At 39.2% G+C, this 15,072-nt stretch carries 17 protein-coding genes; 8 read left to right on the top strand and 9 right to left on the bottom strand.

What is annotated here, in order from left to right:
- Positions 1-120: 120 nt before the first annotated feature.
- Genes GN217_RS15865 through thrB form a run of 3 tightly spaced genes read left to right on the top strand, consistent with a single transcriptional unit; the run spans position 121 to position 3,360 of the window.
- Entirely contained in the window at positions 121-1,422 is a 1,302-nt protein-coding gene (locus tag GN217_RS15865) for a homoserine dehydrogenase (protein ID WP_156857632.1), read from the top strand.
- Positions 1,419-2,483 carry a threonine synthase gene (thrC, locus tag GN217_RS15870; protein ID WP_156857633.1) on the top strand — a complete coding sequence of 355 codons (1,065 nt, stop codon included), beginning with the start codon at positions 1,419-1,421 and terminating at the stop codon, positions 2,481-2,483. Before GN217_RS15865 ends, thrC begins: the two co-directional genes overlap by 4 nt.
- Positions 2,476-3,360, top strand: coding sequence for a homoserine kinase (gene thrB, locus GN217_RS15875; RefSeq protein WP_156857634.1), 885 nt, complete (start codon positions 2,476-2,478; stop codon positions 3,358-3,360). Before thrC ends, thrB begins: the two co-directional genes overlap by 8 nt.
- Positions 3,361-3,409: 49 nt before the next feature.
- On the opposite strand, the gene argF is transcribed toward thrB, so the two are convergent.
- Positions 3,410-4,378, bottom strand: a complete 969-nt coding sequence (argF, locus tag GN217_RS15880) for an ornithine carbamoyltransferase (RefSeq protein ID WP_156857635.1) — start codon at positions 4,376-4,378, stop codon at positions 3,410-3,412.
- Between the two features lie 488 nt (positions 4,379-4,866).
- Here argF and GN217_RS15885 point away from each other — a divergent pair, with 488 nt between their 5' ends.
- Complete coding sequence (locus GN217_RS15885) at positions 4,867-6,246, top strand: FAD-dependent oxidoreductase (protein WP_156857636.1); 1,380 nt, start codon at positions 4,867-4,869, stop codon at positions 6,244-6,246.
- Between the two features lie 178 nt (positions 6,247-6,424).
- On the opposite strand, the gene GN217_RS15890 is transcribed toward GN217_RS15885, so the two are convergent.
- The 4 genes from GN217_RS15890 to GN217_RS19565 all read right to left on the bottom strand — a co-directional run bounded on the left by GN217_RS15890 (position 6,425) and on the right by GN217_RS19565 (position 9,556).
- Positions 6,425-6,901, bottom strand: a complete 477-nt coding sequence (locus GN217_RS15890) for a condensation domain-containing protein (protein ID WP_198042686.1) — start codon at positions 6,899-6,901, stop codon at positions 6,425-6,427.
- A gap of 99 nt (positions 6,902-7,000) precedes the next feature.
- Positions 7,001-8,266 carry an MFS transporter gene (locus GN217_RS15895; protein WP_156857638.1) on the bottom strand — a complete coding sequence of 422 codons (1,266 nt, stop codon included), beginning with the start codon at positions 8,264-8,266 and terminating at the stop codon, positions 7,001-7,003.
- Between the two features lie 375 nt (positions 8,267-8,641).
- Positions 8,642-9,250: an ArsR/SmtB family transcription factor gene (locus GN217_RS15900; protein ID WP_156857639.1), complete on the bottom strand. Its 609-nt coding sequence runs from the start codon at positions 9,248-9,250 to the stop codon at positions 8,642-8,644.
- Positions 9,251-9,430: 180 nt separating this feature from the next.
- A complete protein-coding gene (locus GN217_RS19565; protein WP_483310470.1) occupies positions 9,431-9,556 on the bottom strand; it encodes a DUF7695 domain-containing protein in 126 nt (41 codons plus the stop codon).
- Positions 9,557-9,643: 87 nt separating this feature from the next.
- Here GN217_RS19565 and GN217_RS15905 point away from each other — a divergent pair, with 87 nt between their 5' ends.
- The 3 genes from GN217_RS15905 to eutH all read left to right on the top strand — a co-directional run bounded on the left by GN217_RS15905 (position 9,644) and on the right by eutH (position 11,774).
- Positions 9,644-9,847: a hypothetical protein gene (locus GN217_RS15905; RefSeq protein WP_156857640.1), complete on the top strand. Its 204-nt coding sequence runs from the start codon at positions 9,644-9,646 to the stop codon at positions 9,845-9,847.
- 355 nt (positions 9,848-10,202) lie between these two features.
- Positions 10,203-10,625 (top strand): hypothetical protein, encoded by a 423-nt coding sequence (locus tag GN217_RS15910; protein ID WP_198042687.1) that lies wholly within the window; start codon positions 10,203-10,205, stop codon positions 10,623-10,625.
- Between the two features lie 72 nt (positions 10,626-10,697).
- On the top strand, positions 10,698-11,774 hold the full coding sequence (eutH, locus tag GN217_RS15915; protein WP_156857642.1) for an ethanolamine utilization protein EutH: 1,077 nt from the start codon (positions 10,698-10,700) through the stop codon (positions 11,772-11,774).
- An 18-nt stretch (positions 11,775-11,792) separates the two neighbouring features.
- Here the strand turns inward: eutH and GN217_RS15920 are convergent, their stop codons facing one another.
- Genes GN217_RS15920 through GN217_RS15935 form a run of 4 tightly spaced genes read right to left on the bottom strand, consistent with a single transcriptional unit; the run spans position 11,793 to position 14,466 of the window.
- On the bottom strand, positions 11,793-12,464 hold the full coding sequence (locus GN217_RS15920) for a hypothetical protein (protein ID WP_156857643.1): 672 nt from the start codon (positions 12,462-12,464) through the stop codon (positions 11,793-11,795).
- Positions 12,461-13,207, bottom strand: a complete 747-nt coding sequence (locus GN217_RS15925) for a hypothetical protein (protein WP_198042688.1) — start codon at positions 13,205-13,207, stop codon at positions 12,461-12,463. The genes GN217_RS15920 and GN217_RS15925 overlap by 4 nt, the downstream gene beginning before the upstream one ends.
- Positions 13,194-14,084: an ATP-binding cassette domain-containing protein gene (locus GN217_RS15930; protein ID WP_156857645.1), complete on the bottom strand. Its 891-nt coding sequence runs from the start codon at positions 14,082-14,084 to the stop codon at positions 13,194-13,196. Before GN217_RS15930 ends, GN217_RS15925 begins: the two co-directional genes overlap by 14 nt.
- Position 14,085: 1 nt before the next feature.
- Positions 14,086-14,466 (bottom strand): GntR family transcriptional regulator, encoded by a 381-nt coding sequence (locus GN217_RS15935; RefSeq protein WP_156857664.1) that lies wholly within the window; start codon positions 14,464-14,466, stop codon positions 14,086-14,088.
- A 116-nt stretch (positions 14,467-14,582) separates the two neighbouring features.
- Here GN217_RS15935 and GN217_RS15940 point away from each other — a divergent pair, with 116 nt between their 5' ends.
- Positions 14,583-15,023, top strand: a complete 441-nt coding sequence (locus tag GN217_RS15940; RefSeq protein ID WP_156857646.1) for a YaiI/YqxD family protein — start codon at positions 14,583-14,585, stop codon at positions 15,021-15,023.
- Positions 15,024-15,072: the final 49 nt, after the last annotated feature.

Raw genomic sequence — 15,072 nt, forward strand, 5'->3', positions numbered from 1 at the left:
AAGTAAGCGCTTTAAATAAAAAACTCTTTGCTTCCGTATTGATATCCTGCACTTTTCATGGTTAAATTGATTAAATATAGAAAATTATACTGCATTCTTCTGCAGTGATGAGGTGATGAAATGGAGAACAAAGTATCAGTTGGTTTATTAGGTCTCGGTGTCGTTGGATCAGGGGTTGTTCAAATCATTAACGAACACCAGGAAAAGTTAAAGCATCAGCTTGGTGTAACTGTTGAAGTAAAGCGTATCCTCGTCCGCAACCTGGAAAAGGCGAGAGAAGTAGATGTCGACCCCTCCCTCCTTACCGTTAATCCGGATGATGTATTAAATGATTCAGAGATAGATGTTGTCATTGAAGTCATGGGTGGAATCGATACGGCGAAAGATTATATCCTCCAGGCATTTGCTGCGAAAAAGCACGTCATTTCAGCGAACAAAGACTTAGTCGCCCTACATGGCCCAGAACTGCATGCCGAAGCAGAGAAAAATAAATGTGACTTTTTCTATGAAGCGAGCGTTGCTGGCGGTATTCCGATTCTTCGGGGGATTACAGATGGACTATCATCTGACCGGATTGAACGTGTCATGGGAATTGTCAATGGAACGACAAATTACATATTAACAAAAATGGCGGAAGAAGGAGCCACATATGAAGCTGCTTTAAAACAAGCGCAAGAGCTTGGGTTTGCAGAAGCCGATCCGACTGCGGATGTGGAAGGACTTGATGCCGCTCGTAAAATGGCTATCCTTGCCCGTCTTGCATTTTCAGTACCGGTTGACCTGGGTGATGTAAAAGTATCAGGTATTTCCAACATTACAGCAGAAGATATCCAGAACGGAAATGAACTTGGATATACGATGAAGCTGATTGGTTATGCGGATTTTAAAAACGGCGAACTTGAAACCCATGTACTGCCGACGTTCTTATCTAATGAACACCCACTTGCAGCGGTGAAGAATGAATACAATGCCGTTTATGTACACGGAAAAGCGGTTGGAGAAACAATGTTTTACGGACCTGGTGCCGGAAGCCTCCCTACTGCAACAGCTATCGTGAGTGACCTTGTAGCTGTCGTAAAAAATATCCGTCTTGGTGTTACAGGAGAACAGGTTGTGAACAGTTATTACAAGAAAGCACTGAAAGACGAGAGTGAGCGCTTCTCCCAATATTACTTACGTGTAAATGTAGAAGATGAGACAGGCGTATTCTCCAAACTGTCCAATCTCTTCCATGAACATGAAATTAGCTTGAAGCGCATTATTCAACGTCCAAATGATGAGAAGAAAACCGCTGAAATCATTGTTATTTCACACCAGACATCTGAAGAAAACTTTACGAACTTACTAGAGAAAATCCAGAAATTAGACGTATTAAAAGAAATCTCAAGTTACTACCGCGTTGAAGGAGATGGAAACGAATGACTTGGCAAGGACTGATTCAACATTATGAGAATTACTTACCGGTAACAGAAAACACACCTAAACTTACACTAAATGAAGGAAACACACCACTCCTCCATTTCCCTTCCTTATCGGAAGAACTTGGTATCGAGCTTTACGGAAAAATCGAAGGCGCAAACCCAACCGGTTCGTTTAAAGACCGGGGAATGGTTATGGCAATTGCGAAAGCGAAAGAAGAAGGAAGCAAATCAGTTATCTGTGCATCTACCGGGAATACTTCTGCGGCAGCTGCAGCCTATGCAGCTCGGGCTGGGATGCGCGCGATCATTGTCATTCCTAAAGGCAAAGTCGCCCTTGGGAAATTGGCCCAGGCGGTCATTTACGGTGCGGAAATTATTGAAATCGATGGCAACTTTGACGAGGCATTGCAGATGGTACGTGAGATTAGTGAAACATCTCCAGTAACCCTTGTAAACTCGGTAAACCCTTACCGGATCGAAGGACAGAAAACAGCTGCTTTTGAAATTTGCGATTGGCTCGGATCCGCACCAGATATTTTAGCTATCCCAGTAGGTAATGCCGGTAACATCAGTGCATACTGGAAAGGCTTCAAAGAATATCATGAAGAAAAACAAACTGGTTTACCGCAAATTTACGGATTTGAAGCGGAGGGAGCGGCAGCGATTACGAAAAATGAACCAATCGCTCAGCCAGAAACTGTTGCGACCGCAATTCGCATCGGGAACCCGGCAAGCTGGGACCTCGCAACAGCTGCCCGCGATGAATCAAACGGAATCATCACTTCTGTCCGAGACGAGGAAATTTTATATGCATTCAAGCATCTTCCTAAAACGGAAGGCGTATTTGCCGAGCCAGGATCCAATGCATCGATCGCCGGCGTCATCCAGCAGTGTAAAGCGGGTAATATCCCACAAGGAAGTAAAGTTGTTGCCGTTCTAACCGGAAATGGATTGAAGGATCCGCAGACCGTTCAGGACAATCAGGAAATCGAACCGGTCTCCCTTCCGAATGACGCTGCAGCAATCAATCAATATATTGAAGAGTTGACGAGCCATGAGTAGTTTCATGATACGGGTTCCAGCAAGCTCCGCGAACATCGGACCCGGTTTCGACTCCATCGGTTTAGCAGTTGATTTATACTTAACATTGGAAGTGACAGAACAGGCAGATTGGGAATTCATTTCCCCATCTGCTGGTGACGTCCCTTTTGAAGAGAATTTCATTTATCTAATTGCAAAACAAACCGCCGAAAAACATGGAAAAAGCTTACGCCCCGCTCGCGTAGAAGAAACAACGAGCATCCCGCTTGCCCGTGGCTTAGGAAGCAGCGCGGCAGCGATTGTAGCAGGAATTGAGCTTGCCAACCAGCTCGGTGGGCTCAACTTAACCGCAGAGGAAAAATTAACGGATGCTACAGAAATGGAAGGGCATCCGGATAATGTTGCGCCTGCCCTCCTTGGCGGTCTCATTGTTTCCACGTATATCGACGGAGTAGTGGACTGGTTGAAAATCGACCAACTTCACCTCGAACTTATTGCGCTTATCCCGGAAGTCGAATTGAAAACGAAAGCGGCAAGAGACGTGTTACCGGAACAGTTTTCAATTGCCGATGCTGCCCTTGGGAGCGGCATCGGCAATGTGACCGTTGCAGCGCTCGTAAGTGGAGATTATGAACTTGCTGGGAAAATGATGGAAAAAGATATTTTCCATGAACCCCACCGCAAGCCGCTCATCCCAAATTATGATTTGATCCAACGTACAGCGAAGGAGCACGGGGCATTCGGAACGGTCATCAGTGGTGCTGGACCGACAATGATGTCCTTTGTACCAAGTGACCGCAGGGATAAGATTATCGCTGCATTAGAAGAGGTATTGCCTGATTATCGCTTGGAAAGTTTAAAAATGGATATTGGTGGATTAAAAGTAGAACAAAAATAAGGGTGTAAGCGAATAACTATATTCGCTCGCACCCTTATTTCTATAACTACTAATAGCTCATCAAGGCAGTCAACAATGCCTTTTGCGCGTGAAGACGGTTCTCAGCCTGTTGGAATACAGCAGATTGCTTCCCTTCCAGCACACTTGCTGTCACTTCTTCCTCGCGGTGCGCGGGCAGACAATGAAGAAACGTAACATCTGATTTAGCCTTTGCCAACAATTCATCATTCACTTGGTAGTTTGCAAAAATTGCTTTTCTTTCCTCTTGCTCCGCTTCCTGCCCCATGCTTGCCCAAACATCTGTATAAATAAAATCGGCATCTTTTACGGCTTTAATCGGATCTGTCATGATTGAAATTTTTCCACCAGTATCCGAAGCGATTTCTTCTGCTTGTTTTACGACTTCTGCGTCTGGGAAATAACCTTTAGGTGCAGCGACAACCATATTTATACCCATCTTCGCAGCTCCAATCAGAAGTGAATTCGCCATATTATTTCCGTCTCCAATATATACAAGCTTCTGACCTTTCAACGTCCCTTTGATTTCTAACATCGTTTGCAAATCTGCCAGCACTTGGCATGGATGATGCAAATCCGTTAATCCATTGATAACCGGAATAGATGCATATTCAGCAAGCTCCTCCACATCTTCATGGGAGTAAGTCCGAATCATGATTCCGTCCAAATAGCCGGATAACACGCGCGCCGTATCCGCAATTGTCTCTCCACGGCCAAGCTGGATGTCTTTTGAATTTAGAAAGATCGCCTGCCCACCAAGCTGAATCATACCCGCTTCAAAAGAGACACGCGTTCTCGTCGATGATTTTTCAAAGATCATGCCGAGCACTTTCCCTTTTAACGGTTCAAAGGCAAACCCCTTCTTACGCTGATCTTTTATATAAGAAGCAAGTTCCAATAAATGATGAATTTGCTCTGGTGTATAATCCTCAAGGCTAAGTAAGTCTCTTCCAAAAAATTCTTCGTTATCAATCTGCAAATCTTTCGCTAACGAAATCATGATGATACTCCTCCCAGAAATTTAAGTTATGTATTATTATGCATTATCATTCATAAATATGCAATAGTTTTTTATAAAAAAATTTAAACCTTATGGTAAAATAGGCAACTTTTAGACATAAACATCAATAAAATGCTTAACATCTCAATACAAAGGGGGAAATAACACAATTGAGCACCCTCTGAAAATAAGCGGGCAGCTGATTTGTTTAATTCACCGTATTCCTAATGATATCGAAAGTTCACTGCCCAATCTTACAGGAATCCCGCTTGAACGGACGGTGCGAGCGCCTCTATTCAGACAAACAATACAGATTACGAATCTTTCAGGAGATAAGAACACCTCTATACATCCGAAACGAAATTGGTTTCAAACGTAAACAAGATAACGATCATTTCCTCCTAACTAATTTACGCACTTTTCGTCATTCTCCCCCTGTTTAATGAACCCTAAAAAAGGCAATAGTCTTTATGAAGGGAAGCGATTGAATGAAACATTATGATTATATTATTATCGGATTTGGAAAAGGCGGGAAAACGCTCGCAGCAGATCTTGCCGCTCGAGGTAAAACCGTTGCGATGATAGAGAAGTCCAATGAAATGTATGGCGGGACATGCATTAACATCGCCTGTATCCCAACAAAATTACTCATCCACCACGCAGAGAAGGATAGCCAATTAGAAAATGATAAAAATGAATATTACCGGAACGCGATTGAGGATAAAAATAAAACAATCGCCGCATTACGGGAAAAGAACTACAAAACCCTAGCAGATCAAGATACGGTCATGGTTTATACGGCGGAAGCAAGCTTTGTCGGAACGAACCAAGTCCGTCTCAAATCAAAAGAAGAAACACTGGTCCTTACTGCGGATTATTTCATTATCAATACCGGTTCGGAGCCAGTCATTCCTCCAATCGATGGATTAAAAGAAGCAGATCATGTTTATACATCAACAGAACTGCAACAAGTAGCCGAGCTTCCGGAAAAATTAATCATTGTCGGTGGCGGGTATATCGGGCTTGAATTTGCTGTTATGTATGCGAATTTCGGGTCGGAAATCATTGTAATTGATAGCGCGACAGACTTCATGGAAAACGATGACAGAGATATTGCAGAAGAAGTACTAAAAGTCATGCAGGATAAAGGTATTTCCGTTGTCCATGGAAGTAAAGCGACGTCGGTTTCCAATCGTAAATCTGGTGGAATAGAAGTGACTCTTGAATTTGATAAGGGGAAAGAATTCACAGAGACAGCCTCCGCTCTCCTGCTTGCGACTGGTAGGAAGCCTTATACAGAAGGACTTGAGCTTGCTAAAGCAGGTGTAGAAGTTGATGATAACGGTGCAATCATTGTCGATGACTATTTACGGACTTCTAACAGACAAATTTGGGCACTGGGTGATGTGAATGGCGGTCCGCAATTCACGTATATCTCACTTGATGATTACCGGATTGTCCGGGATCAGATTTTAACCGGCGGCTCCTACTCTTTAGCGAAACGTAAAAATGTGCCATACAGTGTGTTTATCGAACCCGTCCTTTCCCATGTCGGGTTAAATGAAAAAATGGCACAGGAACAAAATATAAATTATGTCGTCGCAACCATGCCGGCAGCGAATATTCCACGTACGAAAATCAATAAACAGCCGAACGGTTTGCTAAAAGCATTAGTTGATCCTGAAACAAAAAGGATTCTCGGATGTACATTATTCTCGGCGGAATCGAGCGAGATGATCAATACCGTTCGGGTAGCAATGGAAGCGGATCTGCCGTATACCTTTTTACGGGATAATATTTTCACCCACCCGACGATGAGTGAGGGGTTGAATGATTTGTTTAAGATGTTTGATGGGAAAGTAGCTTAAAATAATGTTTGTCTAAATTTTGGACACATCAAAATGGAATTGTGTAATCCGAAAGAGAAGGAACCCTTTGCATTAATACAGAGGGTTCTTTCTCTTTAGAGTATTATTTTGAATGTCAACGCTTCATCAATAACTGCTTCTGTTCTCTCTTAGAAACTATAAAATAAACACCACTTGACTATCCATCAAAAATTATATGATGGAAGTTTAACAACAATATATTTCTATTATTATTTACCGAAAAAAGATAAAATTGAAATGCAAATTCAGTATTAAGATTAATTGGTTTTTTGCAGTATTCATTTACTCTCTTGAGTACTTTTAGTTCATCATCAATCTCTCTCAAATCTATAATTTTCAATTTCCCTCTCCGAAATGGTAATACCCTCCGTTTAGGAATCCCTTCTTCTTCATAAAATATTGTTCTTAAAACCTCGTGATGTTCCACCACTTTATTGATAGAGTTTTCCAATAGTACATTATCTAAATTGCCTTCCAGGACATATGCTTGAGGTACAGAATATGCAGCGGAGTCAGGATACAATTTTTCAAGGAACCATAATCTTTTTTGATTTGAAGTTAACTCTATAGAAATAACGTTTTCTTCACGCCTCTGTATTTTAGAAACAGTATTTCCTGCTTTTAAAATGTTCAAATTTCTCTGCCAATATTTACTGTACCTTTGAATTAGTTTGCTTACTCATATAAAATCTCTCCTCCTAATTATTCCGAAAAACTCAGAACTCTAATTAATCTATCTAATTTGTGCTTTTAGTTTTCGTTCTACTATAGAGGGAGACATTTTAATTATCGACGGAAGATTTCTTGTATTTTTATTAATAATCCAGTATACCGAAACTAAGACGACTATAAATCCAGAGATCATGATTAAAATCCCATCTCCATATTGTGCGCCAATTAAACCACCTAACAAAGCCCCGACTGGTGCTACTCCTACCGACAACCCCATTGCCGCTGACATAACTCTCCCGATGAACTCTTTCTCCACTAAAGCCTGAATCATAGTTTGTGAAAAGACATTCATCATTCCAGTACAACCCCAGGCAATACAATATAATATTACAGAAAATACATTATTACCTGACACTCCGATTAATAGAAGAGATATGCCATTAATTAATATGAGTAAAGCATATATCTTTCCCAGTTTTAAATTTTGAAAGTATTTTAATGATGCTAAAAAAGCTCCCATCAATACTCCTACTGCCGAAGCAGATAAGTAAGAACCATATAATCCTATATTTCCATTGCTTGATGTAAAACCAGGTAGAACAGCATTTATAGCAACACCTGTAAGATTTAGGAATACTATACCAACCAGTATACTAATGAATATATTCCTTTTTAGAATATTAAATCCTATCGATAGTTCATCTAGATAAGATTTAATTTGATATTTTAGAGATATGTTTGATTTCCTAGGTGATGCAAATGGCATAGATAACGCCATTAGAGTCAATATTGATAATACAAAGGTTAAGCTATTAATATAGAACATACTCACTGCGCCTATTACAGTAACAACAACACCTGCTACACTATCAAAAATAGCTCTACTGCCCTGATATGCAAAGAAAAAAAGCGTATTTCCTTTTGGTAAATCATCTACTTTTAATAATTTAGGTAATGCTGATAGTTCTGTAGGATATAAAAACTGATTAAAAAACGATACTAAAGGCATTACAATTAGAACTACTGTTATTGTTAAATAACCTAAGATACTTAACATAGGAATTAATAATAGTAAAATAACATGAATTATTTGGGTAAAGATTAATATTTTTTTTATTGGAAACAGATCAATTAATGGCCCTAGAAATAATTGGAATATTGCTGGGATAGAAGTCAAAAATAATGCCAACCCTGTGTATAACGTTGATCCACCCATTGAATATACCAACCACATCGCAGCTACTGTATAAAAGCTGTTGCCCATAGAAGATAGGAATCGTGCAACTAGAAGTATGGTAAAATTCTTGTTTTTTAAAAGTCTAAACATTTATCATCCTCCTTAATTATATGAATTAATTATTAAAGTAACTAGAATAAATTATTCTATGTAAAAAACAATTGCTCAGTCAAATATATTTGCCCGTTATTTATAAGGTAGCCTGCCCGTGTACAACGTTTATCCACCCACTGAAATATAGTAGTTACATTACAGCTACTTATAACCTGCTAACTATAGATGAAGAAACCGTGCAACAAGAAGTAAAATAAGATTTTGACTTAATAGTCTAAGCAATATATTCCTTAGTCCCTAACAAACATAATAAGAATACTAAGTCAAATAGGTTTAAATGTAAAAAAATTATTCGGTCAAATTTTTTTGATATATATTCAAAATACAGCCTGATAAATCAGGCCTTTTAATCTAATTTGCTTCTTCTTCAAAAAGTGATTTCTCTATAGCAAAAGCTAAATTAGAAATATAATATATTCTTGAGTTTGAATCATTCTCATCGTTCTTGCTTTTATCTCTAAATCTTTCCATTAATTCAAAGTAATTCTCCAAAAACCATCGAAAACTTTCTTCAGTAGCTGTAATTTCCCAACTTGAAGATTGAAAGTTCCATTGAGAAGGATCCTTACTACTTACATTTGATCGAAAAGATTCCTCTGGTGCTTCAATCACCCTATCACTACTTCTTTCTAACATACTAAGAACACTATGTTTGAAAGTTCTTCCAATCTCTTCTTGGTGAGGCAGAAGATTTAAATCTGGCACATATCCTCTAGCCGTTGCTTGATAGAATTTTTGTATTATCCCGTTCTTCACTTCTTTTTTAACAACTTTTATTAATTTATTTTTTTCAAGTTCTACCAAATGGTAATGGATTCTGGACCTAGAAAGGTTAAAAATTTCTGAAAGTTGTTGACCTGTTAAAGGTTTTTCCATAAGCCTAATTACAAGCTGCGATCTAAAAGGGTCACTTAACACCTTTAATTGATTATAATCCTTTAAAACCATGATTTCTTCCAATAACTGCACCTCTTTGTTATGACTGTAAAATTTATTTTACAACATTCTTTTCTTTTTTGCAATAATATAAAATAATAAAATATTGTTTTTTTAACTTTATTATATTGTTAAATATGTCCTATTTGATATTTTGCACTCAGAGCTTTTCTAAATATACAGGATTAGGGTAAAGGCGACTACTTATACTAATCCACCATCAACAGCAACCTTTCCACATTTACACGTTTTGAAATCATGTTCGCTTCTTGATTCAATAATATCTTCACAATGTTTAAACTTGATTCTGTTCCGCTTTAGTATTAACATTGCTTACCTCTCCACTTGTGAATGAATTTCATGATCCTTACCGCTTTTCTTTTAACGCATTTGAACTATTTTTATGGAGGGAGTATCATGATCGGAATTATCTTCATTGCTATTTCAGTAGCGGGTTACTTTTTGATATTAAATAGTAAAGTTAAAAACAAGGGTGCTGCTCTCTTAGAGAAAGCAATGACAGCGATACTTTCTACATTGGTATATTCTTTGTATTTAGCTGTTACGGGATATACACCAGTTGAAGAACAACAAGCAGGTGTAGGCTATAACTTCTTTTGAAGGACTACTTTTATTCTATTTTACGTATTCGTTACCTCTATTTTTAATTTGCGGAGGGCTTTATTCTTTCTTCGCAGACATATTTTTAGGTAAGATGCATTTTCATCATGCTTTTCTACAATATATTACTGGAATCCTCGTATATTTAGTAGGTGGTTTATTTATCGTCGGATTATTTTTTACATTGATAGCTGACGAGAATGTTAATAAATTATTTATTGCAAGTATTTTTAGAGTTAGTTTTTTGCCATCCTTATTGTTTTACCATATTTCTTTGTTTACTAAAAAACATTAAAATTCATTGTGTGACAAGCAGTTAAAGAGTCTCGTGTAAGGAGGGAGTATGAGGAGCTTAATGAGTATAATGAAAGTAATTTTAAAGGTTCCAGCTGCATTTTTAGCACCTTTTATATTATGTTTCTTTTTTTTACTATATAATATAATTGCTGATATTATAGTTAGTAATTCTTTAAATACATATTTTACGCTTGCCGGACAAATTCTCGGTGTTTTTCTTATTTATATTTACGCCTTGCCTATCTATCTTCTCATTGGGATTCCTATATCTTTAATCATTGAACGAGTTAATAAAGGTGTTCGATGGATAAATTATTCCTTAGGTGGAATGGCTGGAGGACTATTCTTATACTTTATGAATAGCAATCTACAAGACTTGGATGGTACGTTTTTTCTGATGGCGGCTGCAGGTTTATCTTACTATTTTTCATTAGTATTTTTAGAAAAATTAGTCCAAATACTTCGGAATAAGGAAGATTGATTACCTATATCTTTACTGACAAGCCCCATAATAGAAACATCATCCACACATACAGGAAACGGAGAAAGTCAGATGAATGAAATCATAGTTTATATCGTAGTTCTCTTCTTTATTATCGGGGCTATTGATAAAATAATCGGCAACCGCTTTGGATTCGGTGAGCGCTTTATGGAGGGCTTGATGGCGATGGGTTCCCTTGCCGTTGTGATGATTGGGATTATTTCCTTGGCACCAGTCATAGCAAAAGTTTTGTTGCCCATCGTCTCACCCGTCTACGGCTTAATTGGGGCAGACCCGGCAACCTTCGCGAATACGATTCTTGCCATCGATATGGGAGGCTATGCTTTAGCTGAAACGATGGCACGAACTCCTGAAGCTGGGTTCTTCGCTTGGGTATTCCTCGGAACAACAATTGGAGTAACCGTTGTATTCAGCCTACCGGTTTCGCTCGGAATAATCCAAAAAGAAGACCGTGAATTTCTAGCACAAGGAATTCTTATTGGTTTGGTGACAATCCCTTTCAGCACATTTATTGGTGGAATTACAGCTGGCTTCAGCTTAGAGATGCTCATTAGAAATTTGATTCCAACCATCATCATATCGCTCTTCATCGTGATCGGCCTCTGGAAAATTCCTATTCTTATAGTAAGAGGTTTCTCCATTTTCGGGAAGTTCATTGAATTTCTTGCTATGGGTGGACTCGTTGCTATCGTGATCGAAACATTAACTGGCTTCGTAATCATTCCAGGACTTGCGCCGCTTGAAGAAGGGATTCAAATTGTCGGGACGATTGCTATTTTCCTTGCTGGAGCTTTTCCAATGGTGCTCTTCATTTCGAAAGCATGTAAAAAGCCGCTTGAAAAACTTGGATCAGCACTTGACATCAATACCACGGCAACAGCAGGACTAATCGCCACGATTGCCCATATTATTCCGATGCTTGTTCTAGTAAAGGATATGGATCCACGTGGGAAAGTTATTAATATTGCCTTTAGCGTAAGTGCATCCTTTGTGCTTGGGAGCCATCTCGGCTTTGTCGCAGGGATTGAACCGGAACTTGTTCTTCCGATGATTATTAGTAAACTATTAGGTGGGACTAGTGCAGTGATGCTTACCGTATTCATATTGAACAGGAGAAAAGCCGGCTAATAGTAGCCGACTTTTTTCTTAATTTAACCAGTGGACATCCGTATCCGGATGAACGTTTAATTCGATATCTGCTGGAATTGTAATATAAAACATTCTCTCATCATCGAATACATCATAATAAATCCAAGAATGATCCTCTTCTTCTTCAAATTGGTTAAATGGAAATCCTTTCTCCATACTATTGAAACGATAAAGTTTATATCCAAGTACTTCAAGCGTTAGCTCCCCATTATGATTGTAGACCGTGACTTCACCTTCATCATAGACTGGTTCCACATCAATCTCAGGCGTTACCTCATAATAATCAACATGAATGGCCTCCTGATCCTCCACCCTTTTTATGATGACCGGAAATTGGTAATCTGGACTGGCATATAATGAAAAACTTTCCTCTGTAGCCGTGGGAAATTCCCATTCTTCTTTCTTATATTGCTCAAATTCCTCCAGTGGCACTCCTTGATCCAATATTTCATGGACAAGGTAAATCCGATTTGTCATCTCCGCTGGCAGCTCTTCCTCATCCACAAATTCCTCTGTTGGGATAAATGTATATGCAATAACAGAAGCAATTAATAGGATGAAATACCCGCCAAGTAGCCAGTAACCTAATCTACTTATCTGCAACCTTCTCAATAAGAACGGAAATCCGATTATAACAAGGAGAAGCAGTATCGTGAAAAGTATACTCATTTTCTAACCTCCGTTCTGCTTGATATAGCAATGGAACAAGCAAATAGTATCCCAGCTGTAACAACTATTTTCATAAGGAATACAGCCATGCTTGTTTCCCCGTAATAGAAATCTATCGTATTCATCATCCATTCATGGTTGATATAATTTATAGTAATCAATAGCCCAATAACCACAATTGGCAACAGGACGGGAAGCAAACGATGCAGCCTCGTCACCGTACCTAGTAAATAGCCGACCGCACAGAGTAATAGAAAATGGAGAATTACCGTTACTGTCCCAGCGAACAATTCTCCACCGTTTAAGACGAATCCCGGTGACATAACGAACAGTTCATCTGTAAAATAATAAAGATACACTCGAACCGTAAATGATGCAAGTATTGTTACAATCCCGGCAACGATGCTTGCTCCAACGAGGAAGATCATATTCGCCAAATGATTACTAAGCGTATTTCCCACAAAAGGAAAGGCGTTCTCCCATTCATTCTTTGTCGTCATGATAATCGCATGAATAAGTGCCCAGAGTGAAGTCAATGTAATAATATTGAGCGTATTATAATTCATGTACTCAATCTCCACGTAGTCCATTGTAGAATATCCCTGTAACGGACTAACGACGGAGAAAAAGATTCCAATAACTTGAACAAGGACAAGTGAGCTAAACATGCCAACATATACTTTCATCTTATAGTTTAATTGTTTTTTCACAGCAGTAGAAAGATCCATCTTATTTAAAGACATCATCTATCCCTCCCTTTTGCTTTGCAGTCAGATAAATACATAAATCATTTGGCGGCACAGGTCCTGTAGTCATCCCATGTTGTTTCGCCTTCCGTATAACGGGACTGTCTGATTTTACAGCGGCATAAGTGGAATAATCGCCTACTCGCGTTTCATAGATTACTTCTTCATCCGCAAGCAATGGCTCCAATATTTCCGCTCTTCCAGTTATTCCTTGCGCGTATTCCTTCAATTCATCCATCGACTCATGCAAGACAACTTGCCCCTCATCGATTAAAATGATTTCCTCCAGCAAGTCCTCCATTTCTTCCAAATGATGACTCGATAAAAGAATTGTTCTTGGATGTGCCAGATAATCTTTTAACAGAGCCCGATAAAAGTCTTTTCTTACAGATGCGTCCATCCCCGTTGTCGGCTCATCAAACATCGTCAGCTTGCATCTTGACGCAAGCCCAATAATCATATTGAACGTGCTCTTCTTCCCTTTCGATAAATAACCATGCTTCTCTTTTGGGTGAAAGGAAAAATAGTCAAAGAGACGCTCCGCAAGAACAGCATCCCAGTTCGGATAAAAACGTGCTGCTTCTTTTAATATATCTTCCAGTGTCAATGTATGGCTGAACTTCATTTGATCATCCACATAAATCGCATTCACGGATACGTTTAAATTTTGAAATGGCCGCTCGGAAAATACTTCGACCTTACCCGAAGTCTTATGCCAATACCCGGCAAGGATCTTCATGAGCGTTGTTTTCCCCGCCCCGTTACGGCCGATTAATCCGGTAATTTTATCGCCTTCCAATGTGAAACTTAGCTGGTTCAATGCGTTTCTTCCAATCATTCTTTTCGTTAGATCCCTGCATTCAATCACCTTCATGTTAATCCCCCTTCACATCTGTAATCGCTTGTTGCAACATTTCGATCAGCTCTCCCTCGCCTACTTGCAATCGCTTTGCTTCAAGAGCAACTTCCGTTAATAATCCCTTCAGCTTTTCATTTTTCCTTTTATCGGTAATAATTGCTTTTGCTTCTGTTGTCACAAACTTTCCAAGTCCCCGCTTCCCGTACAAAATATGTTCATCCGTCAAGACGTTCAAACCCTTGGCCGCTGTTGCCGGATTGATCGTAAACATCTCCGCCAGCTGATATTGGGAGTAGACCTTATCATCGGCCTTGAAATTATCATTCAATATTTCTGTTTCTATCCATTCAGCTATTTGGATATAAATTGGTCTTCCGCCATTTGGATCAATCATCAGGCCTGCACCTCCTCTGATGTAGTGCATTACTCATGTAATGTACTATACAATATTTTTGTATAGAATGCAACTAAATTTTGGTATGCTAGGAGGAGATGACTCAAGGAGTGTGAAGGATGAATATTTATGTTGACGCGGATGCGTGCCCAGTGAAGGAAATTATTATCAATGAAGCGGTACGAAGGGATTTGAATGTTTTTCTCGTAACGAGCATTTCTCATTTTTCCTTGCAAGAAAACCCGCCAGGTGTCGAGACAATTTATGTTGATAACGCCAGAGACGCGGCAGATTACCGGATTATGAAGCTTGCCAAAAAGGGGGATCTTGTCATTACGCAAGATTACGGCCTCGCCTCCCTCGCTCTTCCGAAGGGCTGTCTTGTCATGCATCATAAAGGTTTTATGTATACGAATAAGAATATCGATGAGCTGCTGCAAACGCGTTACCTGAGTGCTCAAGCGAGAAAGGCCGGAAAGCGCACGAAAGGACCGAAAGCCTTCTCAAACGAAGACAGAGAGAAATTCCGAGAGCGGTTTATCCGTGTTTTGGAAAAATAAAAATGGACTGTGCACCAGTCCATTTTTAGTCTAATTATTTAGTAAAAGA

This window comes from Oceanobacillus sp. AG (assembly GCF_009746545.1).
Classification (GTDB): Bacteria; Bacillota; Bacilli; order Bacillales; family Amphibacillaceae; genus Oceanobacillus; species Oceanobacillus indicireducens.

What these genes read in the sequence shown, in the direction of transcription:
- GN217_RS15865 (WP_156857632.1), top strand. Translation starts at nt 121, where the DNA reads ATGGAGAACAAAGTATCAGTTGGTTTATTAGGTCTCGGTGTCGTTGGA.
- thrC (WP_156857633.1), top strand. Translation starts at nt 1,419, where the DNA reads ATGACTTGGCAAGGACTGATTCAACATTATGAGAATTACTTACCGGTA.
- thrB (WP_156857634.1), top strand. Translation starts at nt 2,476, where the DNA reads ATGAGTAGTTTCATGATACGGGTTCCAGCAAGCTCCGCGAACATCGGA.
- argF (WP_156857635.1), bottom strand. Translation starts at nt 4,378, where the DNA reads ATGATTTCGTTAGCGAAAGATTTGCAGATTGATAACGAAGAATTTTTT.
- GN217_RS15885 (WP_156857636.1), top strand. Translation starts at nt 4,867, where the DNA reads ATGAAACATTATGATTATATTATTATCGGATTTGGAAAAGGCGGGAAA.
- GN217_RS15895 (WP_156857638.1), bottom strand. Translation starts at nt 8,266, where the DNA reads ATGTTTAGACTTTTAAAAAACAAGAATTTTACCATACTTCTAGTTGCA.
- GN217_RS19565 (WP_483310470.1), bottom strand. Translation starts at nt 9,556, where the DNA reads ATGTTAATACTAAAGCGGAACAGAATCAAGTTTAAACATTGTGAAGAT.
- GN217_RS15905 (WP_156857640.1), top strand. Translation starts at nt 9,644, where the DNA reads ATGATCGGAATTATCTTCATTGCTATTTCAGTAGCGGGTTACTTTTTG.
- GN217_RS15910 (WP_198042687.1), top strand. Translation starts at nt 10,203, where the DNA reads ATGAGTATAATGAAAGTAATTTTAAAGGTTCCAGCTGCATTTTTAGCA.
- eutH (WP_156857642.1), top strand. Translation starts at nt 10,698, where the DNA reads ATGAATGAAATCATAGTTTATATCGTAGTTCTCTTCTTTATTATCGGG.
- GN217_RS15920 (WP_156857643.1), bottom strand. Translation starts at nt 12,464, where the DNA reads ATGAGTATACTTTTCACGATACTGCTTCTCCTTGTTATAATCGGATTT.
- GN217_RS15925 (WP_198042688.1), bottom strand. Translation starts at nt 13,207, where the DNA reads ATGTCTTTAAATAAGATGGATCTTTCTACTGCTGTGAAAAAACAATTA.
- GN217_RS15930 (WP_156857645.1), bottom strand. Translation starts at nt 14,084, where the DNA reads ATGAAGGTGATTGAATGCAGGGATCTAACGAAAAGAATGATTGGAAGA.
- GN217_RS15940 (WP_156857646.1), top strand. Translation starts at nt 14,583, where the DNA reads ATGAATATTTATGTTGACGCGGATGCGTGCCCAGTGAAGGAAATTATT.